The sequence below is a fragment of the Paenibacillus sp. W4I10 genome (assembly GCF_030816325.1).
Lineage (GTDB): Bacteria > Bacillota > Bacilli > Paenibacillales > Paenibacillaceae > Paenibacillus > Paenibacillus amylolyticus_B.
Window position 1 is genome coordinate 3,358,107 of record NZ_JAUSXX010000001.1, and the last position, 23,642, is coordinate 3,381,748.

At 47.6% G+C, this 23,642-nt stretch carries 20 protein-coding genes and 1 pseudogene; 4 read left to right on the forward strand and 17 right to left on the reverse strand.

Going from position 1 to position 23,642, the window contains the following annotated elements; genetic code table 11:
- The first annotated feature begins 40 nt into the window (after positions 1-40).
- Complete coding sequence (locus tag QF049_RS14920) at positions 41-571, forward strand: TetR/AcrR family transcriptional regulator (RefSeq protein WP_307538395.1); 531 nt, start codon at positions 41-43, stop codon at positions 569-571.
- A gap of 88 nt (positions 572-659) precedes the next feature.
- Entirely contained in the window at positions 660-1,766 is a 1,107-nt protein-coding gene (locus QF049_RS14925) for an MFS transporter (protein ID WP_307538397.1), read from the forward strand.
- Between the two features lie 26 nt (positions 1,767-1,792).
- Here QF049_RS14925 and QF049_RS14930 read toward each other — a convergent pair whose 3' ends face one another.
- Complete coding sequence (locus tag QF049_RS14930; RefSeq protein ID WP_307538399.1) at positions 1,793-2,401, reverse strand: DUF1349 domain-containing protein; 609 nt, start codon at positions 2,399-2,401, stop codon at positions 1,793-1,795.
- A 178-nt stretch (positions 2,402-2,579) separates the two neighbouring features.
- Entirely contained in the window at positions 2,580-3,122 is a 543-nt protein-coding gene (locus tag QF049_RS14935; protein WP_307538400.1) for a hypothetical protein, read from the reverse strand.
- A gap of 161 nt (positions 3,123-3,283) precedes the next feature.
- Here QF049_RS14935 and QF049_RS14940 point away from each other — a divergent pair, with 161 nt between their 5' ends.
- The gene (locus QF049_RS14940; RefSeq protein ID WP_307538402.1) at positions 3,284-3,550 is read left to right on the forward strand and encodes a SunI/YnzG family protein; all 267 of its coding nucleotides are present in this window, start codon (positions 3,284-3,286) and stop codon (positions 3,548-3,550) included.
- Between the two features lie 151 nt (positions 3,551-3,701).
- Here QF049_RS14940 and QF049_RS14945 read toward each other — a convergent pair.
- The 10 genes and pseudogenes from QF049_RS14945 to QF049_RS14990 all read right to left on the reverse strand — a co-directional run bounded on the left by QF049_RS14945 (position 3,702) and on the right by QF049_RS14990 (position 17,595).
- A pseudogene (locus tag QF049_RS14945) lies at positions 3,702-4,691 on the reverse strand (glycosyl hydrolase).
- Position 4,692: 1 nt separating this feature from the next.
- Entirely contained in the window at positions 4,693-5,703 is a 1,011-nt protein-coding gene (locus QF049_RS14950) for a carbohydrate ABC transporter permease (protein ID WP_307538405.1), read from the reverse strand.
- 28 nt (positions 5,704-5,731) lie between these two features.
- The gene (locus tag QF049_RS14955) at positions 5,732-6,631 is read right to left on the reverse strand and encodes a carbohydrate ABC transporter permease (RefSeq protein WP_124113644.1); all 900 of its coding nucleotides are present in this window, start codon (positions 6,629-6,631) and stop codon (positions 5,732-5,734) included.
- On the reverse strand, positions 6,628-9,213 hold the full coding sequence (locus tag QF049_RS14960) for a DUF5696 domain-containing protein (RefSeq protein WP_307538408.1): 2,586 nt from the start codon (positions 9,211-9,213) through the stop codon (positions 6,628-6,630). The genes QF049_RS14955 and QF049_RS14960 overlap by 4 nt, the downstream gene beginning before the upstream one ends.
- Before the next feature lie 14 nt (positions 9,214-9,227).
- On the reverse strand, positions 9,228-9,848 hold the full coding sequence (locus tag QF049_RS14965; RefSeq protein ID WP_307538410.1) for a YIP1 family protein: 621 nt from the start codon (positions 9,846-9,848) through the stop codon (positions 9,228-9,230).
- Complete coding sequence (locus QF049_RS14970) at positions 9,829-11,295, reverse strand: NHL repeat-containing protein (RefSeq protein WP_307538412.1); 1,467 nt, start codon at positions 11,293-11,295, stop codon at positions 9,829-9,831. The genes QF049_RS14965 and QF049_RS14970 overlap by 20 nt, the downstream gene beginning before the upstream one ends.
- 11 nt (positions 11,296-11,306) lie before the next feature.
- Positions 11,307-12,170: a carbohydrate ABC transporter permease gene (locus tag QF049_RS14975; protein WP_017689719.1), complete on the reverse strand. Its 864-nt coding sequence runs from the start codon at positions 12,168-12,170 to the stop codon at positions 11,307-11,309.
- Positions 12,171-12,172: 2 nt separating this feature from the next.
- Positions 12,173-13,084, reverse strand: a complete 912-nt coding sequence (locus QF049_RS14980) for a carbohydrate ABC transporter permease (protein WP_047842211.1) — start codon at positions 13,082-13,084, stop codon at positions 12,173-12,175.
- 75 nt (positions 13,085-13,159) lie between these two features.
- Positions 13,160-16,087 (reverse strand): extracellular solute-binding protein, encoded by a 2,928-nt coding sequence (locus QF049_RS14985; RefSeq protein ID WP_307538413.1) that lies wholly within the window; start codon positions 16,085-16,087, stop codon positions 13,160-13,162.
- A 125-nt stretch (positions 16,088-16,212) separates the two neighbouring features.
- The gene (locus QF049_RS14990; RefSeq protein ID WP_307538416.1) at positions 16,213-17,595 is read right to left on the reverse strand and encodes an ABC transporter substrate-binding protein; all 1,383 of its coding nucleotides are present in this window, start codon (positions 17,593-17,595) and stop codon (positions 16,213-16,215) included.
- 523 nt (positions 17,596-18,118) lie between these two features.
- Here QF049_RS14990 and QF049_RS14995 point away from each other — a divergent pair.
- Positions 18,119-19,159, forward strand: coding sequence for a LacI family DNA-binding transcriptional regulator (locus QF049_RS14995; RefSeq protein WP_307538418.1), 1,041 nt, complete (start codon positions 18,119-18,121; stop codon positions 19,157-19,159).
- Between the two features lie 123 nt (positions 19,160-19,282).
- Here QF049_RS14995 and QF049_RS15000 read toward each other — a convergent pair whose 3' ends face one another.
- The 5 genes from QF049_RS15000 to QF049_RS15020 all read right to left on the reverse strand — a co-directional run bounded on the left by QF049_RS15000 (position 19,283) and on the right by QF049_RS15020 (position 23,500).
- The gene (locus QF049_RS15000; RefSeq protein ID WP_307538420.1) at positions 19,283-20,461 is read right to left on the reverse strand and encodes a DUF4272 domain-containing protein; all 1,179 of its coding nucleotides are present in this window, start codon (positions 20,459-20,461) and stop codon (positions 19,283-19,285) included.
- Between the two features lie 209 nt (positions 20,462-20,670).
- Positions 20,671-21,891 (reverse strand): RtcB family protein, encoded by a 1,221-nt coding sequence (locus QF049_RS15005; RefSeq protein ID WP_307538423.1) that lies wholly within the window; start codon positions 21,889-21,891, stop codon positions 20,671-20,673.
- A 177-nt stretch (positions 21,892-22,068) separates the two neighbouring features.
- Positions 22,069-22,491, reverse strand: a complete 423-nt coding sequence (locus tag QF049_RS15010) for a hypothetical protein (RefSeq protein WP_307538425.1) — start codon at positions 22,489-22,491, stop codon at positions 22,069-22,071.
- A gap of 108 nt (positions 22,492-22,599) precedes the next feature.
- The gene (locus QF049_RS15015; protein ID WP_307538427.1) at positions 22,600-23,034 is read right to left on the reverse strand and encodes a GNAT family N-acetyltransferase; all 435 of its coding nucleotides are present in this window, start codon (positions 23,032-23,034) and stop codon (positions 22,600-22,602) included.
- Between the two features lie 40 nt (positions 23,035-23,074).
- Positions 23,075-23,500: a GNAT family N-acetyltransferase gene (locus QF049_RS15020; RefSeq protein WP_307538429.1), complete on the reverse strand. Its 426-nt coding sequence runs from the start codon at positions 23,498-23,500 to the stop codon at positions 23,075-23,077.
- Positions 23,501-23,642: the final 142 nt, after the last annotated feature.

Below are 23,642 nucleotides of genomic sequence, written 5' to 3' on the forward strand. Positions count from 1 at the left end.
TGACCGTTCTATCCTATTTTAAGGGAGGACATTCCTGATTATGAGCAGCAAAAAAGAAATGCTTCTGAACGTGGCTGAAGAATTGTTCTACTTTCACGGCTTCCATTCCATTGGTTTAAAGCGAATTATCACGGATGCCGGGATCGCCATCATGACGTTATATAACCACTTTGAATCCAAGGATGACCTTATCGTCCAAGTACTCCTGCGGCGCGAACAGCGTTATTTGGAACAGCTCCGGCAATATGCAAACAATAAAGAGCAACCCATGTTTCTCAATCTGGCTGAAGGGCATGCAACTTGGCTAAAAGAACACGAATCAAGAGGGTGCTTGTTCTTACGCGCCAAGGAAGAATTCGGAGGTCACACAGACCATATCATCGTTCAGACAGTGAATGCGCATAAAAGACATATGAGAACATTAATTCAAACATTGGCGCCTGCTGCAAGTGATCGAGATCTATTGCAATTCTCCCTGCTGCTGGAGGGTTCCACGGCACTTGCTGAGACAGAAAATGTAAATAACGTCTGCCGTGAACTGATCCATATGACGCAGAACAGTTTCAAGTAATGCTATTCCGGGTGAGTTAGTAGTTCAACTCACTTTTTTATTTAATGAGAAATATAATGATCGTTCTATCTAAAAGGCGGTGGATTTAATGAAAAAAATTATCTTTCCAGGCATTGCACTAATCGCTGTATGTTATGCATTCGGGCGATTCAGTTATGGACTGTTTATGCCGGAAATTTCGGAAGCCTTACAATTGAATGATGCAGCCTCTGGTGCGATTAACTCAGGAACGTATATCGCCTACTGTCTGTCCCTTCTAACTGCACCACTGTTGATTAATCGCAAGGGACATCATTATGTCATTCAATTGGCAGGAATCAGCGCAGTGCTCGGATTAACCGGCATCGCCCTAGCTCAGAATGCATGGGTTCTTACATTTAGTATATTTCTAGCCGGTTTGAGTACAGGCTGGGCCTCTCCAGCCCTCGGTAACACGGTTAATGCTGAGCTTGCTCCCGAGCTACAAGCAAGAGGCAACAGCTGGATTAACACAGGGACCAGCTTCGGGATTGTAATATCGGGTCCACTCTACTGGCTGTTCACGGATTACTGGCGTCTAACCTACATCCTGTTTGCTGTAATCGGTGTTGTGGTTCTTTTGTGGAACAGACGTGTTATTCCGGCAACCAAGACAATGCCTTGTACCAAGTCTCTCTGGACATGTATGAAACCTACCAGACCAGGGTCTGCTCTGCTCATGGCTTGTCTGTTGACAGGTTTCAGTTCTGCAATCTACTGGACCTTTGCCCGGAACTTCCTCACAGACGAGAAAGGGGCCTCCGATTCGGAAGCCGTGTTGTTCTGGATTGTGATGGGGGTTATGGGGATACTCGGTGGATGCGCTGGTCGTATTATTGAACGTATCGAGATTGGGTGGTCCTACCGAATAGGCATACTTTTATTGGCTATCTCACTGGGGGTAATCCTTCTTCCATCAATGACTGCCAGTCTCATCTCTGCGATCATATTTGGCAGCACGTATATTTTCCTGACCAGTGTATTTATCGTTTGGGCGACGAGACTGTTCAGTCCAAATGTGTCCATCGGAATTAGCCTTGCCTTTCTCGCGCTGGGTGTTGGGCAATTCCTTGGCTCATCCATGGCAGGTTACACGATCGAAGTGTTTTCCAATACAACGGCATTTCTGGCCTTTGCTGTACTCGGCCTGTTTGGATTGTTAATTCGGGTGAAATAAATGACAGAACAACCTTCTGATCCCTGTTATTTTACCCGGCGAACACTTCCGGTCACTCCATGTTGAAGCTGTACGTCTGTAAAAGTAACCGTGGTCCCTTGCCCAATGGGGGATTGGGCCACAATACCAACTTTGATCTCTTCCGGGCAGTCGAGGCCGAAATAACGAACTAGCTTCCACTTCTCTCCATCCTGAGAATAATGGAATGCAAAGCTGTTGCCTGCCCGGGCTACACGTAAATAAGGCTTGCTGACGTCTACAGGTGCTGATACACAATCATCCGAGTTACCACGAGTAACGACACTAAGAATAGACGGCTGTTCTTCAAAATACTCAAAGCAGACTTTAGCCCAATTCGTATCGTCCACCCTCACCATCAGGCAGCCCGAATCATACTGTTCTTTCATGTCCACCTGTACTTGAGTGACGATGCTGAAATCTCCCTTGACTATTGTATGTAAAAATGGAGCTGAAGCTTTCACCGGCTCACCTCCCGGATCAATGAAAAAGTCACTGATCGGCGAAACGGTTATCGTTACTTTGCCGTCTTCAATGGACCAATCTGTTGGCTCGTTCAGCCATCCCAGATTGGCAGATAATGTTTGACCTGAACATTGTTCGAATAGATTCGTCATGTGGCACACCCTTTGTGTTGGAGTATAAGTTTACTAATTTCTCTATTTGTATTCGGTATATACGATGGTTAATCCTGTAGGTTTTACTCAAATATCCCACCCTCAATATCGTACACTGATATCTCCGCATGATCACTTCTTAGGATCGATGATAAAATCAAATTTCTTCATAACGGGCTCAGTCACGTGTGCACGATTGGATAATACGTTCGTCCCAGACCTGTACCTCAATATATCGTTCCGGCCCCTTATCACCTTTACGGTTCCATTCCTGAGGCCAACCATAGAACTGAATAACTTCCATGATTTCATGCTTGGTATAGATCTGCTTACGATAAGGTTTAGCATCGTCAAACCTCATTGTTGGAAACAAGTCCCCGTAGGTAAAACTCACAACTGCATCTGGAAGGTCATCCCATGGAATGATTACATGATCGGGTTCTGAATACCAGGACAACAGCCATTCGCATGCACCGAGCGTCAGATAATGTGGATATGATTGTACCGGCTTCCCACCTTTGGCAACAAACTGCTCATAAGCCCTTTGTTCAAGTGTTCTGCGAATTGTCATGTAATCTGCGGGTCTCTGACTGGCAAAGTTCCGTCCCTGAAGACGGATCTTCTGGGTAACTGTTTCTGCTTCATCCGCAGACAGGCTGGAAAGATTTTTGAAAGGACCAAGACTTTGTTCAAAATAATGATAGGCATTCCAGTCGTTCATACATTCCCCTCCTTTGAAAAGGATAGATTTTGGACTTTTAAATTGAGTTGATAGAAATCGCCACCCCTTACTATTAACAAGGTAATTTTATCCAAAATATGATAAACTGGACATACGAGATTACTTCAATAATATGAATTACAACAGGAGGAGATCAACCTATGTTTGGTGTTAACGTGAAAAAAGTGGAAGATCAACTGGTCATCCGTTGGCAGTTCTCCAAAATCGAAATTCCAATCGTACATATCACATCGGTCACTCTGGATGATACATACGGTGGCAGCGAACCATCCGCCATTCGAATCGGTCCGGTTAATGGCACAAGCGAGAGGATTCTGATCCGTACGGTTAATCAATCATATATCTTATTCACGAACAGTGTGAATTTATATCCCAATATCCGAGATATGCTACAACCGGCAAACTAGATTGTGGTTCGAAACGGATTTTTATGTTTCTCCAAGGAATAGCTCCATTTACATATGTACGCCACCAGAAAGAAGCGTGAGTATTCGCCTGAATTCTTACAGCGAATAACTAACGCTTCATTGATTCCAATTCAAGTTGGAAGTGGGGTTCTTATAACCAACTCCACTTCGGTAACTGATCGAGCGTAATGACCTCTTTGCTATGGTACAATTCCTTCAAAAACGTTAGTTCATTATGCGTCCCGTCTCTCAGGAATCCACCTGTCCAGGTACAGAACCAACTCCAGTGTACATCCTGTTCCTTCATTTGCTTGGGGTCCGGAATGGAGCCGTTCTCGGCCAGTGCAATGATTTTGCTATCCTTCACGAGCTCTCGCAGGTTGGTGTAACGTGCAGCCAGCGGGCTGTGGTCTCCTGCTTCCGGGTACACATCCACACTGACAATATCCACGATATCATCACCCGGATACCATTCCGGTTTTTCCGAGTTCCAGACCCAGATAAGGTTGTGCAGCTGATGTTCATGAACCAATCGATCATACAACAAACGATACAACTGTTTGGCAGGTTCGGGGCCTTTCGCTCCCCACCAGAACCACCCACCTTCTGCTTCATGAAGTGGTCGGAATAATACAGGTACACCAGCATCCTTCAACTCTTGCAAGTGGGCTGCAATCGCATCGATATCCCGGATCAATAACTGATATGCTTCCGATTCAGTATCAGCCAGCGCTGAACTCAGATCAAAGGTGGTCGCATCCGTATAGAACCCCCGCCACCACTCTTTACCCGGTTCATCGATCAGATCCGTCGGTGCGTTCCAGTGCCAGCATAGCGTCACAATCCCGCCTTGTTTGTGCCAGTCTATCGCATCCCGAATCTCCTGGGATACCGCACCGCGCTCTGTTCATGATGGCGAATATTCCATGAGATCAAAGCCAATCACAGCTGGCTTTCGGCCTGTATTTTCATTAATCCAGTTTAGATTGCTGTAATCCTGCTGGCCTGACAACATCCCTTTTTGATAATGCTCGACGAGGAACGCCATCAGTTCTTTTGCTTCGGGTGTCGCTGCTTTATTCATCGGAACTCTGCTGATCTCACGCACTGTCATCTCTACACCTCCAATTGGATTTACCATGTTAACCCACTACACCAGAACGTTCAATACTCTCCACGAAGTAACGTTGCACGAACAGATACAGAATAATCAGCGGTGCAATAGCCAGCAAAATGCCTGTATCCACGATCATCGCCACATAGTTCGGATCGGCCTTGATGCCCGAGTTCGAGCCAAAGCCCATCAGTTGCGGAATCAATTGGTTCGCCTGAGCCGGTAAAGAAGCCACTTTCAGTGAAATCAGCGGACTTTCGCTCATGAACAGTGCCGAATAAAACGTATCATTGTACTGCCAGACAAACGAGAACAGAATGACCGTAATCAGCGGTGAGATTGCATTGGGTAACATGATACGGGCAAATGTCTTGAATCCACCTGCGCCGTCAATCAGTGCAGCCTCCTCGATTTCCTTCGGCATCCCCTTGAAGAACTGCCGGAAGATATAGATGAACAACCCCGCCTTCAGCCCTCCCGCTGTAGCGGCCGTAATCATGGAAGGCCAATACGTATTCAGCAGATTGATGCCATTCTTTCCGGTAAACAACTGGATCATGCCCATAAAATCAAAGCTGCGGAAATGCAGATACATCGGCACCATGAGCGTACTTGTCGGCACCAGAATCGTAAGAATCACCAGTACAAAGAGCACATTACTACCCGGAAACGAAAACCGGGCGAAGCCATATCCGGCAAGTGCACAGGATATCGCTGTCAGAAGCGTTGTAATGGTAACAAACAATAACGTGTTCGCCAGCAGAGGCAGGTAATCCATCACTTGCGCCGCTAGCCGAATATTATCCAGCGTAACGTGCTGAGGAATCATATAGATCGTTGGATTGTAGATATCCTGTTTGTCCTTGAACGCCACTGACACTTTGAGAAATAACGGATATAAAATAATAAATGAAATACCAATGACCAAAGCATATCTGAATATGGAATAGAGAAGGTCCGATGTTTTGTTTCGCACCCGATGCATGTGATAATTCTGCTTCGGAACTACCACCATGCGATCTGTCCCTGATGCAGCCATAATCTGAATCCTCCCTTAATGTTAACCGTCAGTTGTAATGAACCCGCCGTGACAACACCCAGCCCACTACGATCAGTACAAGGCCAATCACCAAGGTATATAACCAGGACATCGCCGAGCTTAAGCCAAAGTTCTGGGTTTTGAATGCGGTTTGGTAGATGGCCTGTGTGACCGGACTCCCGGCAAATGAATCAATGATCGTATAGATGACATTTGTCAGAATCAACGGACTGACCATAGGAAATGTAATTTTCCAGAATGATTCATAAGCTGTCGCCCCTTCGATCTTCGCAACCTCATACATCGATCCCGGCACCGATTGCAGCGCAGCGAGGAAGATCAAAATCTGAACACCTGAGCTGCTAATAATCTCATAGATCCGCATGATGGCTTCTACAATGTAATCCACATAGGCCATCGGCAATCCCACATCTGCCAGCATCCGCACAATGGATACCACATTGAACGAGGCACCACCATCAGCGGCCGCATCGACAGCACTTGCATCTCCCATCAGATTGATTAATCCCGCAGACTCTGCTGCTGCGACTGCACTGGAAGCCAGAATAACCGGCAGGAAGAAGATCGCACGTGCCATCGTCCTACCTCTGAACTTCTGGTTAAGCAGTGTCGCCGTGAACAGACTGAAAAACAGAATCATCGGCACATTCAGCAGCATCGCTCCAACCGAGTCGACCAGAATCCGGTTGAACGTCGCGTCAACCAGAAGCGCATCCTTGAAATTTTTAAATCCAACGAAGTCCAGAACGTACCCGCCCGGAGCAACAGACAGATTACTCAGACTGAACCGAATCGATTGCAGGAGCGGTGTGGCAAATAGGAAGATGAAACCGAGCAGCCACGGGGAAATAAATGCAAGTCCAAGCAGCGCTCTCCGTGACTTCAGCGATAATCGAATGGTTCTCATCGGTTCCCTCCTCCCACCACATAGTCAATCCTGTCAACTGTTGTTCCATCCACGGTTACTGCGTCCGCATTGTAATTCACAAGGATGGATGTACCGCCAGTATAGGTGATCCGGACCACGCCATCCTGAATGCGTTCATGCTTCAGGATCTGCTCATTCTCCAGTTCTCCCAGCACTTCATTGGCCTGCTTATACAAGGCAACAGCGTCATCCACCCAATATGAATAGTCCGTTGCGTAGGCCGAATCATAATTCGTCAGCTTCAGCTTGGATGATGGTTCATAGGTCCATTGAAAATACGGAGCTGCCCCAAGTTCCAGACTGCGCAGTAACTGTTTGCGTAGATCCTGATCCCCCGACGTGTTCATCGGAGATGCTGCGTAGTTCATGTACCCATGAATGACCATCGCATAAAAAGGAACTTCTTCATCGGTAATATTGAACCGACTCGACCCTGCGGGTACATTCACAACATGTTGTGCACTACCCCAAGCGTAGCTATTTGCGGCGGATACCATCAGGTTCGGATAGGACTGTTCCAGCTTGCCCAGCTGCTCCTTCACAATGTGCTTCGCCGTCTCCCGATGAATCACCCGACTATCCCGATAATCTGAAGTCAGGACCTGCCCAAGATCACGAAGGGATAACCCGCCGAGATCCAATTGATTGAATTTGTCAGCAAACTCACTAACCACATAAGGAAGCTTGGCCGCTGAGAGCAAATAATAGCTGTCCCTACTCTGATCCATGCGATTAAGTGCAGGATTGTACGGATACAGTTCTGCTGTCTCCTTCGTGACAAACCGCGCTGCATCCGAGGAAGGAGCAAAGCGCATATCATCGTGATAAATGTGCTGGAAAGCCACATCCGGGAACAAAGCTCCACCCGACTGCTCAAGCTTAGCGGACAACGCTTGCAGTTCGGAACGACTGCCTACTTCACTGTCCAACTTCACCTGGGTTGGCGTGTGATGGCTGATGCCACCACCGAACCATCCCTGATAACGCATTTGTACGCGGTTCACACCTTCCTGCTGTAACTTCGCCGCCATTTCGGTGGCCTGTTCGTACGTCGTCATGGCTAAGGTGGTCCGATAGGGCACACTCAGGAACGAAGCCTTTTTGTCCACTGCACCAAGTACATCCAGATAGAACGGCAACTCCGTCTGTTCTGGGAGCGGCTTCAGTACACCCTGCTCTATTAACTGCTGTTGATACAGGCGGGCCATACCCGAGTAACTGGCATCTTCTCCATGAAGGAAATGATAGCGGACCTGAATATCTCCGCGGGAAGGCTCTTCGCCAAGCAGCTGAATCTCCTGCATTTTCTGCGAGGTGTACATCTCCAGTTCATCCTCACCCCGCAGGGAGAAGGTCGCATGCACGTGATTGTAACTGTTCTGCCTGCCTCCTATATCCGCGGAGATACTGGCTATGCCATCCCCTTTTTCAATGACTGCAAACCAGGCATTCTCCCCGTTTTTCAGACCAAACACAGGCATATGCGCGGATTCACTAACCTGAGGACGACTGAGTGAATTATCATTTGGGTCTGCCCCATATACACGCTGTACATACTGCTCTTCCTGGGTTTTCCCGTTGTTCAGGTGGATCAGGCTGCCCGAACCGTCAGGTACGAGCATGTAGCCTTCACCTTTCGTATCCGCAGCACCAAAATAAGCGAGCAAATCAATATTTCGAATGCGGTATTGCCCACTTTCCTGAATCTGACTCAGGGGCACGCTCACAACAAGCGCTCCCTGCTCCAGTCGGTATTCCACAGAAATAACAAAGCTTGGCTTATCAGACACGCCTCCGCCTTCGACTCCATTCTCCTGATTGTCATAAGCCAGATCATCCGCGGTATAACCCGCCGTCTCAAAGGCTCCCAACATCTTGTTCAGCACAAGCTGCTTCGAAATCTGTCCATCCAGCCGTTCCAGAATATCCGGATTGTTCTTAGTTGGATAATATCGGGCAGATGTGTACCTTGCGACAGTAGCGTCCAGTTTGGAAAGTACTTTCTCCTCCAGGCGCTGTTTGCTAATCAGTTTAGGCAGCGCATCAATACCAAGTGATGTATCACCAAGCGTATAGTTCACCCGAATCCCCTGATCGATCTGACCCACTGTGAATTGTTTGTTGCTTATACTCGAACTGAAATTCGGAAAGTTCTCCAGTGTGCCCATCGAATCCCGGAAAGACACGTTCAACTGGGACGACAGCACTTCTTTCTCATATGCGGAAGCGAGGCTGTCCTCAGCCCGTTCTTTCGGGTTGCTGTACCAGATCTCTCCACTTTTACCGTCACGAACGGCAATTTCCGTTGTCTCCTCGTTATAGTACAGGGCCAAGCCCTGATCTTCGGCGACCAGCTGCATACCAGGCACACCCTGCGAAGAGTCACCAAGAAACTGCAACGGTTCCTCCGTGACGGGCATGGCTTTGGTTGTTGCATCCAGATAAGCCGCGGCTTCTACGGCAGGAATGCCCCTGTTGTTTATATACAGCAGTCCGGCTGCAATCATGATTACAGCTGCACCACCAGCCAGCACCGTATATATTCGTTGCCTTTTATTCACGGATGCCGCCTCCTTTAGGTCCGAAAAATCAACTCGCGGTAGATGTTATAACCGAATTCGTACAACTGTTGCAGCATGCTGAAGACCAGTGCGCCAAGGAATACAATAATGCCCATTACAATGAGTGTCAGCACCATTGTAACGATTGTTTTAACCACCGTGTACTGGTGTACCGTCATCATGCCAATGAACAGAAGCAGTACAAACCAGAAAAACGCAATGCTATTGAACAGATAATAAAAAGCAGTCTCCTCCTGCACCATGAACCGGCTAATCACGATCATCGGGGCATAGATCAGAATAACCGGAATGAGCGAGTAACCTGTTGCCAGAACGATTTCCCTGAACTTGCCTTCCCCTTCCATCAAGGTTGTTACTGCCCAATTGGCCGTACACCATAGAAAGAAAGGCACCGCAACTGTGGCGATCTCAATGATGCTGTTAATCGTGCGAGGGTCGATGTAATTGACGAGAAATCCTGCATACTGCTTTTGCAAAATCATCATGACAATGGTAAGCGCGAGTGCTGCAAAAGCAACAAACAGCCGTCCCCGGTTATCCGACTTGAGGTCCCAGAATGCATCAATGGGGTGAAAAATGAGATGCAGCGGAAACTTAATGAAATCCTGCTTCACGATCAACCTGCCTCCTCCGTCTCCATTTAACCGCCACACGGGTCAGGATCAGAATGACAATTAGCGCGATTGCAGCGGTCAGGAATGTACCAAAATGTTCCTTCATCATCTCCCGCCGATGCCTCTTAAACGCCACAGAATAACTCTTGCGATCCATCCCAAGTTCAAAATAACCTAGCGCTTCCTCGTTTTTCTTCTCCATTAATAAGGACTTGCCGATGCCGATATAGGCAATATCATAGTTGGCATTCAGCTTAAGCACTTCTCTCCATATATTCACGGCCTCCGTGTCCTCGCCCCGATAGTGGAGTGCCACCGCTTCATTCACACGGGCACCAAAACGGGTTGGCTCATAGACGACAAGGTTGTTCTTTCCCCGATCCAGAACCAAGTGATGCTCACCCGATTGTTCAATCGCGACAGGTGTTTTGAGCGTGCCCACCTGATTTCCTTTGCCACCGTACATGTAGAGCAGATGACCTTCATCGTCGTACGTGAACACCCGGTTCTGTGTCGCATCCAGTACACTGTACATGCCGTCGCCCAGCACTTTCACATCGATCAGTTTGGATGGACCGGGATTGTTACGGAACCGAATATCGCCTTTGACGTCGTAATAACCAAACCGCTTCAGCACATCTTCACCAGACGGATTCAGCCGTTTGATCGGTTCATTCGAGCCGGGATCAATATTCGTTGCATACACAAATCCTTTGTGGTCAATATCCGCATTGGAGAACTCCGTCGGGACAAACAGGACCATCTGTGCGCGCTGGGCTTTGGTGGATAACATGCGCCAGATATATTCGCCGTAGTCCCGCTCCACTTTGTTGGTACCGACGTATCCGATAAATTTCCCACTCTCGTCAAACTGCATAATCCCTTCGTAGACCCCTTGCGCCACAACGTACACTCGGCCTACATGGTCCACCGTTAGTTTCAAAGGCTGAAACTGGAATTGGGTCGACAGGATATCCGACTCGGGCTTCGTAATGGTTTGAATCAGCGCCCCCTCTCCATCCAGGACAACCACACGACCGTTACCCGTATCGGCGACGTATATGCGTTCTTCTTCATCTACAAACAATCCACCTGGAAGGTTAAAGGTCTCCTTGATGCCCTCCATCATGAATCCATCGATTACACTCAGCAGCTTAAAGTCTGGTTCCAATACGATGATTCGATTGTTGCCGCTATCCAAAATATAGATCAACCCGGAGGGTGAAACGTTCACATCACCGGGGTCTTTGAACTCACTAATGCCGAGGTCACGGCCTGAAATGGTGCGCTCGGGCAGATAGGCATCTGGTGAAGGAACAGCCTCTTTCCAGTAGTTGTAGTTATAACTCTCATACGGCGCCGGGGAGGCCGCCGCAGGCACGGCATTCACCAGCAGCAGAGATACTGCCGCCAGGAGAACAAGCCATCTTTTCACTGTGCGTGCCATATCGTTCCCCCTTAATCCTTCATGCCCGAGCTCGCCATCGTCTCAATGATTCGACTCTGAGAGAAAATAAATAGCGTGATCGGCACACTCATCAAAATCAGTGCTACCGCAGCACCGGCTCCTGCCCGGGATATTCCGCCTTGAATAATCTGACCTGCTGCATAATGCAGGGTCTTAAGCTGCTCGCTGTAGATGTACCCATTACCATCACTGCCCCATAACATCTGGAACAGCAGAATGATCAACGTAAGCCAAGCTGGTTTTACATTGGGCATGACAATGGACCAGAAGATCCGGTATTCACTGGCACCATCAATCTTGGCTGCTTCCAGCAGCGCATCCGGGATCTGCTCCATGAACTGTTTCATCAGGTACAACCCGAGTGAATAGGCAAATGCCGGGATGATAACAGCCCAGTACGTGTCAATCCATCCGAGCCAGGACATGATCATATAGTTCGGAATGGCCGTCACCGCAGGTGTGAACATCAGTGACAGTACGACCACTTGGAACATGAATACTTTGCCCGGAAACTTGTGCTTGGCAAGCGGGTAGGCCGCTGCGGAAGCCAGAAGCACATGGCCTACGATACCGATGCCTGTAATAAATACCGTGTTGAATATATAACGTGAGAACGGCACCCACGAGTCACTCAGCAGATTCAGCAGATCTGTAAAGTTGCTGAACGTGGGATTTTTGACAAACAGCGTTGGTGGAAAGGTGAAAATCTCATCCAATGGTTTGAATGCATTGTTGATTGCATAGATCAGCGGCAGCACCATGAAGGCACCAAATACGAGCAGAAGGGCAAACAGGGAGAGACTTCCCGATAGCGAGCGATTCACCCGCTTTTTGCCTGTCGCAATTGCAGCCATAGCTATTCTCCCACCCTTCGAAGCAGTTTCTGTACCAGCAAGTTGGTGCCCACCATAATCATGAACAGTACGGTGGCAATTGCTGATGCATATCCCATCTCAAACCGCGTAGTACCAAAGTCGATCAAATGGGTTACCACAGTCTCTGCTGCATAGTTCACGCTTGGGAACCCGGCCAGTGCGATTGACACATCGGCCACGGCAAACGAGGTTGTCAGCTGAATGACTGCGCCAAACATCAACTGTGGACGCATCGAAGGCAGGGTAATGTACCATAGCTCCTGCCAGCGATTTTTGATCCCATCCACCGCTCCCGCTTCGTACAATGTCCGGTCCACCGTCTGCAAACCGGCGATAAACGCCAGAAATCCGGTTCCGAGACTCAGCCACAACTGTACAAGAATGAGGATGGGCATAATGTAGGCTTCCGTCTTCAGCCATTGGATTGGCTCCAGCAGAAAACCCCATTTGATCAACAGCCCATTCGCAATACCATAACGATCTCCCGAGAAGATCATCAGCCAGATAAAATAAACATTGCCCGAGATGGAAGGCGCGTAGAAGATCAGCGTCATGAACGCTCTCCATTTCGGTGTTAACTCATTAATGATCCACGCGAAGACAAAACAGGCAATATAACTGATCGGTCCTGTAATGATGGCAAACAGCAGCGTATTCTTGATCGCAATCAGGAATACATCATCCTCCAGAAACAGGCGAGTATAGTTCTGCCAGCCAATAAAACGCGGGAATTCCAGCATATTAAAGTAGGTGAAGCTGAGTATGATCGAGATGACAACTGGAATCACGGTAAACATGAGGAACAGGAGCATATAAGGTGCAAGCAGGACATAGGAATGTTTGCTGGCCTTCATTTCCTGGAGCTTCCAGCTCCACCACGATTTCATGCCCATCCTTGACGCTTTCTCAGGAGGACTGTTTTGTCCGTCTCGGAGTGATATTTGTGGCACGATTAACCCTCCCTCTGCTTACGGAAGACCAAATTCATTACGTTTGACTCGAATCTCGTCCTGAATATATTGGGTATAATCCATGATGGATTCCCTGGCTTCCACTTGGCCAACAACGGTTTTGTAAAATGCATTGAATAGATGGCGGCCTGTAAAATAACCACCAGGTACTTCGGGAATACCCTTCACCGTTTCGAATTGGGCTTTGAGATTCGCATAATCCTCCGCAGGCCACGGCAGGGAATCCAACGCCTTGATGTTGGCCGTTGGATAACGGGCAGCGGCACCCATCAGTCCTTCCATCTCCCGTCCGAATTCAGCCTGAATCGGTGTACTGGTCCACCACTTCATGAACGCCCACGCCGCGTCCTGATCCTTGGCACCCTCCAGCATCATGACTGCGCTGCCTCCACCCGGTACGTCCCGATTCAAGGTTCCATCCGCCTGAACGGTTCCCGGCACTGGAACGAATCCCCATAGTCCGCGAATCTCCGGTGCAAATACAGACAACTGGTTGTACATGGTGTAATCCGTTAGTCCAATAGGCATTTGTCCTGTCCGGAAACGGTTGGCAAAATCATATTCCCGCTCCAGCTTGTAATCGGTATAGAATTCGGTCCACCGCTTGAAGGTCTCGATTCCGATCCGGGAATCCAGATCCGATTCCTTGTCATCGTTCCGATAGAAGGCGCCGCCGTTCTGAAGCAGCATCGTGGCATACTGCGAGTTCGGCGGAATATTGACTCCCTGCATATTTGCCTGAGTTACAATCGGCATGCCAAATTCCATATGATTCTTGCTCAGAATCGCGAGTAGAGCCTCGACATCCTCCCAGTTCTGAGGCACTTCAAGCCCGAGTTCTTCCAGCACATCTTTACGATAAAACAGCATGTTAAAGGTTTGTGTTTCCGGCAGGGCATATACGCCTGAATCATAGGCATAAGGCACGATTGCACTTTCCCTGAACTCCTGTTCCACGGCGCTATAATCACTGAATTGCGTCAGATCTACAGCCGAGTTCCGCATCGCAAAGTTCACCGGCAGATCATTGCCGATCTGCATCGCTACATCCGGACCTTCACCGGACAAGGTTGCTGGCAGCAAGGTTCCCATGTTGACCAGCTTCAGATTCACGTTAATGCCACTGTCTGGTGTGAAGGTTTTGTCAATCATCGCTTTCATCGTATTCGCCTGGTCACGTCCGCTACCAATCCAGACCGTTACCGTGCGCTGATCTTCAGATGTAGCTACATTCCCGATCTGGTTATAATCAATGAAGAACGAATGATAGAATATCTTTGCTTCATGACCAAGTTTTGCGAGTGGTCCCATGCCTGTTCCAGGAATATCGCGGTCAATCGAAGTGACGTACAGTGCGTCAATCTCAAGAGGCTGCTCTCGTGCCTGCTGTACCCATGTGCCGAGACCACCTGTGTTGGTTTTGTAAGCCGCAAGCCGTCTTGGAATGGTATCTGGCTTGTCAATCATCTCGTCCAGTTGCAGCGCCATCGTCTTAATCAGTGCTTCCTGATCGCTGGACTGTCCTGACAGAAGACGAAGCTGTGCGGCCACGTCTTTGAGTCTTTTACTTTCTCCGCTGAACACTTCCAGCAGGTTCGGAATCTGTTTCTCCACCCGATAATCCCGGAATTCATCAGGCTTGGTACCTGTAATCATCAGAATGCGTCGGTACATGGAGTTCAAGTTGTACAGACTGTCCTCCACATTGCGGATAAGAGGTGCAAAATCTCCGAGGCTGTTCTCCAGCCGCAGCACATGTTTTCCTTTGTCCAATTGAAACTTGTATGCTTCCTTGCCTCCCATGACGTCAATGCGATAGTCGCTTTGGTAACGGAAGGGTGCTTGCGCCATCTCAGCAAATGGAACTTCACCATCGATGGTCAGTTTGCGTGTGGAATAGATGCCTTTGACAAAATTCTGCTGTGCGGTAAAACCGATATGATAAAGTCCGCTCTCCGGCACATCCACTTCCCATTCGATCCATTGTCCTGGCAGACGCCAGTTAAAGCCGCCAATCGTATTAATGCGTACCTGGGAAGCGCTGTAAGGAGATACAGCAGAACTTGACCTTTCGCTGGTCGGGTATAACGTAGGTGAAGATTTGGCAATCGCGGCTTCTCCTTCAATGCGAATAAGTACATCCTTCGGCTGCCCGGAGGAATCCGACTGTTGTGCACCTGCAGTTTCCGCGTAAGGAACAGCTGTCTTCTCATTGAAAAGACGAATGGACCGAATCACCATGGGTTCGCGTGATGATTTTAGCGTTAGCGTGTGTTCCCCTTTTTCCAAATAAAACTTGAATGGAGTCTGTTCGTACCCGTCGGAGTCCTGAAACGTTTCTTCCATCCAGCGTGGTTGCTCCACTTGTCTCGGGCGTAGGTCATTACCTTGATTGTCCTGCTCCACAACATCTTTCTCGTTGGCCCACACCCGGTCAAACTGCAAATAGGCAGCTTCCGCAAAAGGAAGTTCACCATCAATGTACAATGCACGCTCAATGGCTGAACTCTTGCCTTCAACGGGATAATAGGTGGCGGACAGGTTATACAGCCCGGTCTCCGGCACGTTAATGGTCCAATCGACTTGTCCGGTCTCTCCGGTATGGAGAGATACACCATCCATTCCCTCATAATTAGTCAGTTTGCGGACGTCCTCACCTTCGGCTTTTATGTAATCTCCTGCTTCAATGGTGATGTCCACATTCGGCTGTGTAGCCTGATCCGTTCCGGATCGATACTGTTCGTACCCCTTTTTCTGCCGGGTCTGCTGCAAGACTGCATCCACTTCAATGGCAGGCAGACTGCCAGGCGGAATGTTTGCACTCTTCACATCAGCGCCGGAAGTTACATATAGAATGATGCAGGCTGCCACCACGATGATTACTGTGGACAATATCCATTTCTTACGTTGTAGAATTCCAGCCATCCTCCGAGTCCTCCTCATCAAGGCTGATGCCAGCAATGCCGATTTGGTGGTTCAGGAAAAAGGGACTCCGTGCAACCTTGCCGACACGAGCCCCTGCCTGAATCGTTTGCTGGTGATAAGTGTTTTTATTGTTTGCCGAGTTTATCAATGGCAGCTTGTGCCTGTGCTTTGTATTTCTCGGCTGTTGCTGTCACGGAAGCGTTGTTTTTGATGATATCGTTCACGTAATCTCCAAATGGGTAACCCGTGTAAGCATCATCCAGTAAAATGCGGCCCGTTCCAGCGATGTGCTCGCGAATGATCGCAATATCCTTCTCATCGGTATAACGACTCTCCAGATAATCTTGACCTGGATACTCTTCAATCTGCGGGATGTCGAAGGTCTCTTCATAGATTTGGTAGACGATCTTTGGATCCTCCACACCTTTTGGAATGAACTTCGCCGATGCCGCGTTGTTTGCATACGTTACCTCTTTGCTACCCTGTGGCCCATTCGGAATCGGTACAACGCCGACAGCAAAGGTGAGATCGCCCAACTGCCATTCAGCAGCAGTGAACAGAGCTACGTCTCCATCCTTGAACGTATTGCTTTCCTCCCAGTTGGTTTTGTCGCCGGTTTTGACCTTCACGACATTCTCCACGTTATACAGGCGTTTGACGAATTCAGCAGCTTCAATCGTTTTCGGATCGGACAATCCTTCTTTGCTATTTGTATCATCCACGATCGTTCCACCATTGGCAGCGGTAAAATGACGAACCACATCAAGGGCCCAGCCAGAAAATCCGTATACGTCAGTTTTGCCGTCATTATCCGTATCTTTGGTTGCCTGTTTGGCGAGTTCCAAGAATTTATCCCAATTCCATTCACCTTGGTTATACAGTTCCTGCGGATCAGGTAATGACAGTTTTTTGAACAAGTCACGATTATAGTGAAGTCCCAGACCGATGCTGGTTGGAGATTCGAAGGCGTACTCGTTGCCCGCAATAGCAGGGAATTTAGCAATCAGGTTTGCCTCTTGATTGATGTTGTTCTCAGGTGTAGTGAATTCGGAGATGGGCAACAATTGCCCTTTGAGGATGGCAGGTAGTGCGGATTTGTATTCCATCTGAACGATGTCAGCGAATGGTTCGCCGGCTAGTGCAGACGTTGTGAATTTGTTCATGTATTCTTCGAAAGGTACGTTGACGAACTCCAGTTTTACGTTGTATTTCTTCTCTACCTCTGCAATTTTATCGAGTCTGGCCTTATCCGAGGCCGTCTCTCCCGCCGGTTTCAGATCCCACCAGGCCGCAACCTTGATGACACGTCCACCCAGATCAGGCACATTCGCCACAACTTCTTCCGCTACGTCTTCTTTCTCTGTTTCAGCGACTTCGGTGCTGTTGCCTGAATTCGTTGTTCCCTCTGCATCCGTCCCCGTCTGCGTTGTTCCCCCACCACTGCAAGCGGATACAAAAAGAATCACAGCCAATAACATCAGAGGTAGAACATTCCATCTTCTAATCATGATTTTAACAACCTCCCCGAATGTGTATGCCAATCATGGTCCACTCTAAATCATTAACCCCGCTCATCAACCAATCGAAAATAAACGACCACCACCATTTGTTATTTTCTTGTTTGTTTTTGACAAACAAAATTTAACACAGCAAAATGTAAGCGTCAACATTTTTGTTGTTAACATTTTCTATTTATTCTGATAAAATGCTGATAAATCTATATTTTAGCTGTATTACAGCTTATTCACCAGGTCATTCCCTAAGTACACACTTGTTATAATCAGCACTACATTTCAATCATTTGTTATTTTATTTAAATAACGAAATAATAATTATTAAGACAACATTCGTCATACTATCTGAAAATGTGCTTACCTTCACGTTGGATGGCTATCGTAAAATGCTGTGAATCACTAACATTTTGAATTCTCTATCCGTTATTAGATTAAGAGAAATACATCATGCTATACTAGAATCAGTTGGATATCGCTCCAAATAGGAATACGGCAGAACTACGAGTGTAAGGATGGTATGATGAAAACGAAGGTAACAATTCAGGAGATTGCACATTTTACGGGTTTGTCGAAATTCGCGGTGTCACGAGCTTTGTCTGGAAAATCGGGAGTTAGCGATCAAACGAGGGATGTCATTCTCAAGGCCGCTGGCAAACTTGGATATTTCAAAGATAACAGCATGTTGTCTGGTGAACTGTATAACAGCCATGAACTTCAGGAAACGAAGAACACACGTTCAAGCGGAACGATCTTGATTTTGTTTCCCAATGTTCGGTATCAAAATCAAGACTCCGTATACTGGGGACCCGTCTTTAACGGGATCTCTTCCAAGCTGAACCAAAAAGGGATTAATATTCTGACCTTGACGGAACCCTCAGCAGACCAGCTATTTACCCTGCTCAACCCGGATGCCATTCGAGGAATCATTACCGTCGGCTCGATCTCGACCCCGATTCTGCTTGAAATCAAGCGTCTCAGTATTCCGGTTGTGATGGTGGATCATCTGGACCCTGTTTTTCACAGTGACAGCATATTCACCGATAACTTTGCATCCATGCGCGAGATCATGCTCTATTTGCTCCGCAAGGGCTTCAAAACATTCCAGTTCGTTGGCAATATCGGGGATGCTCATAGCTTCTATGAACGCTGGATTGCATACACTTCTGTGCTTATGGGTCATGGGATGGAAATACATCAGATTCCCGAGTTGAGTAATCAGGCATTGGATGAGTTCCGCCAGACGTTCACTTCGGTGATCAGTGAGGATAACCTGCCTGAAGTGTTTGTATGTGCGAATGATTTTTATGGGCTATATACCATAGAAGCCCTTGAGAGTATGGGTATTCGTGTACCCGATCAGTGTGTTGTCACGGGATTTGATAATCTATACGACAATATCCCATTACTGGCTACAGTCAATGTGAACAAGGAGTTGCTCGGTGCGCGTGCAGTGGATCAGATGTTATGGCGCATTGCGAATCCAGAGAGCAACGTCGAGAAAAAGTTGATTCTTGCTGATGTCATTATTCGTGAACAGTTTGGCAGGCATAGTGGGTAATATGGCAGAATATCAAATACCCCTATAACCGTATTCGTGCGGTTATAGGGGTATTTGTATTGTTGTATGATGTGTAATTAATGTATATTGTTTATTTACAATAGGTCGTCACATCATCCCGTTCTACGTATCTGTACGCACATCATCCCACGCCTGATCCAGATAACAGATCAGCCAATTCAATGCACGGTGACGTTCATAAGCCACTCCACCATTCAGTCCTGCAGGAGGTGTTCTGTCATTCACACGGCTATCCACACACACCCAGTTGTAACGGTAGATCAGATCTGCTTCATCCAGAATCTCGCTCTTGCTGCGCAGAGATGCATCGGAGAGAAAGTCGGTAAAACTATCCTTCTGCTGCAAATAACCGACATCCTTCCCTACGTTACACAACTCCGTTGGTGCACCCAGTTCCTTCACATAACCAAGCGCCCATAACATTACGTGGTAGGCTTCATATCCCCAAGAGAAGGAAATAATCTCCTGCTGCTCTGCTCCGTGCTGGTGGATAAACCTCTTCTCTATGGGTGAGAAAAAGGATTCAGCCCCATACTTGTCGATCACTTCCTGAACCAGTGCTGCGGTATCATCCGCACTTTCGCCGGCTCCCAGACACTCACCTTTAAGCGCGGCAAGACATAGGGCAACTGCACGACGCGCAACTTCCTCTTTACTCCGAATCGTGGTGTGCTCGTCTCCGGCCCTTGCGGGCAAGTTTGCATTATACGGAATGCCTTGTTCAGTCAACAGTTGCTCTGAACGCGCTTTACGTTGAATGCCAGACTCCGACTGAGGTCTGTTACCGTCAAGGAAACTGGTGTGCGCTGTCACCGTGTAATCCTCTACCTCAGATTCTCCATTCACATCCAGCAATAACTGGCCTTGTGCGTTCAGCAGAGATCCACCTCCCCAGAAGATAACAGCATCCAGCGCATCAGCCAACCGCAATAACTCGCCGAAGAATTCTTCCGATATGTCCTCTTCCGTCTCAATACCAACCACCATATTCAATGTGGAACATTTGATCAATACCTTTTCCTGGAGCGAAGCATTGCGCCCTTTAATCTGACTCAAAAATCCAAGCATCCCCTGAATCATTGTCGTAAATTCCTCAGGATGTGTCTGGCTGGTCATGATATTAAAGCCTTTGGTTTTCTTACTGAGCCATTTTTTCTGAGTCACTTGAATATGGGTCTTGTCTTCCCGGCGTTCAATCGTACCCTCTGGATAAATGGATTGAACCACTTCAAACAGCTGATCCAGGTCAAACTGAGAGCTATATATCGCACAATTTCTCATGAAGTTCACCCTCTCTCTATATATAGTTCACTAATGAATATTTACACTGGCACTCCAATGGCAGAATAACTTTCCGATCGCTGTTATCCCCAGATTTTTTTATTCCTTTTTTTGAAAGGGGAATTCGGTGCTAAAGGCGAACGCTCCGCTTCTTCAAGTTATTTCTGCCCTCTCCGTTATCGTGTAAATGTTCAGTTGAACATATATGACTAATCCTTGTATGGATCGAATTCATTACCTCCGGCCATGGCGACACCAACGGGACGCAGCACATGGTTGATTTTCAGCGTATTCGCATGTGCATTCAGTACGTCTTGCAGTTTCTTATACACAAACGGACTTTCATCTGTGCCCGCTCCCCGCAGCTCGACACCATAGGCACGAATCGCCTCATGCATCTGTGCTTCGCTAATCTCGCCACCCATGCGTGTTCGCAGCTTGTAATTCATTTTGCCAGCCGCTTGGGTTCGGCTCATCGTGCGCCCTGCCCCATGTACGGTGCTGCGGAATGACTCGGTGTTCTCCTCGCTGTGGATCCCCTCCACAATTACCGAGATATCACCCATACTGCCTCCAACAAAACCGAGTTGCCCGGGTGCCAGTGGTGTTGCACCTTTGCGGACCACAACTACCTCTTCACCCATGTGTTGTTCCTTCCAGGCAAAATTGTGATGGTTATGAACGGCGTATTCAGCACTTGCCCCGAGAATTCCGAGTACCTGTTCAATGACATAATCACGTCCTGCATAGGCGTATCTGCCCGCCAAAGTCATTCCATCCCAATACATATCACCCATCTCGCTGTTCAGGTCAAACAACGTAGGGGGTTGATCCATGGACTCGCCCGGCGCTTTGCCACTGAACTGACGCCCTGCGGCAAGGTTAAGGAACCCACTCGCCACTTTGTGACCGAACCCGCGGCTGCCAAAATGATTCGCGATCCACACCTTTCCCGTGGCCTCTTCTACAAAAATATCCACAAAATGATTGCCACTGCCTACGGTTCCGAGTTGGTTGCGTGCAAGTGTTTTCAGCTTATGTTGTAATCCCGGTTCAATGGTATCAAACAGCTTCCAGCTCGCGTCGTCGAACAGTTCATGATCCACGGGTGTTGGATTGTTACGACCCACGCCGAAAGAAATGGTCGAATTGATGTCATCCATGATCGTTACAATCTGATCCCGAATATCTTCCCACATCAGATTTGTACGCACAGCCTTGTTGCCACAGGCAATATCATATCCGACACCTGACGGACTGATCATATTCCGATAAGCGACAACACCACCGATGGGTTGCGAGTAACCTTTGTGATGGTCGGCCATCAGAGCCACACCCAATACATCTCCATATTTCGAGCAAGTCACCGCCTGACTTACGGCGTTCTCCAGCGGCTCCCCCCAGACTTTAATGTTATCTACGATACGCATAATTGTGTTAACCTCCTATGTACTTTTTTTGAAAATACATCTTTTATTTCTAAACTGTTGTTCTCATTAGTTTAACAAAGATCAACGTGGCTCGAAACGTCATCTTCCTTTAGATCACCAATTATTTACGCATAAAAAAAGAGAGCTCAGCTCCCTTTTCTCACGGTTGGTTCCTATTCACTTCTTGCTAATCTTAAACTTGAACGCCCAAGTCGCTGTGTTACCAGAATATCGGCCTCTATTCTCGGTCACCACCACGGAAAGCGTCTTGTTGGTTGATTTGGAGAACGAAGATAGTTTGACGTTGGTACTTTTACTCCCGTAATCGGGAATTTTGTCCTGTTCTTCGGCGATGGCCTCCAGTTTCAACGTACCTGTAGACTTCAGATTCAAGGTGACTGATGAACCTTCTTCCAGATCTTTGCCGTTCACACTTGCTCCGATAGCCCATTCATTACCGACAGAGTTATTCTCGACAAGCTCTGCGCTCACCAGCGTCACGGTTACCTTAACCTTTTTGGCAGCAGCATAGGAGGTTGGGGAACATACGGCGAATACCAGGCTCAGAACCATGAAAACATTAGCCCATTTTTTGAACACGAGAGTGCCTCCCTCTTATTCGTTTCTTTTGTTAAGACTATGCCTTATTCGCCGTGTTCCTTAAGTAATCCTTCCACTTGTGTAAGAAATTCTCTCTTGAAGTGCGTGTTAAAGATGCTTCCGGTAACCCTGAACCTTCTCATCCTTGAAACCTAACTTCTCATAAAATATATGTGCTTCCTTACGCTGATCGCCAGACACCAGAATCATGTAACCACAACCCAGATCTTTGGCAATTCGCTCAATCTGGAGCATTAATCTCTGCCCAATGCCCTGCCTGCGTATCTGATCCGATACAATCACATTCTCCACAACCATGAACGGTTTGCATGGCCCCACCAGATCCATACACTCAATCCCCATAACGGACCCAACCAGTTTGCCATTGTAAAATGCCCCAAGCACATGATAATGACCGTTCTGCTGTATGTATTGGAACATCTTTTTCATCTGCTGTTCATTGGTAGGCATTCCCATCAACTCATTGTATAGCTGGCTTAGTGCTGGTAAATCTTCAAGTTCGATTCCTTTAATGGTAACCATCATAACCCTCCTGATTTTGTCCTATTTCGCATGCTTTGTCTTAAGTAAGATCCTTTTTAAAATAATAATGACTGTGTCCAGTCGGTGCATTCTCGATCGTTGTGATTAATTCGTAGCCATGTTTCTTGTAAAATTCCGGTGCTTGATAGGAGAAAGTGTTCAACATGACAAAATCACAAGATTTCTCTCGCGCAATTCGCTCAACTTCAAGCAACAACCGTGAACCATATCCTCGATGCCGTTGTTCAGAATCCACCCAAAGAATATCAACCTCCAGCCAGTTCCAGCAAAGTGTACTAAGCACACCTGCAACAATCTCGCCGGTCTCATTTTTGATATTGAAATTCAATTCTTCGTAACGATGCCTTAATTCCTCGCTCACATGTGCAGCATTAAATGCGATAAGTTGCTGGCGAACATACTCTGAATCCTCTGAAGTACTTGGATTGATATTTATTTCGGACATCCTCTTCTCCCCCTATCGTCATTACTCACAGCCTCATTCATTTCTTGCATATTTTAACATAAAATTTTCCCATACAAAATAAAAACAACGCACCTTCCATAGCGGAAGGCACGTTGATTTAACTTGCATTTGTCCACATATG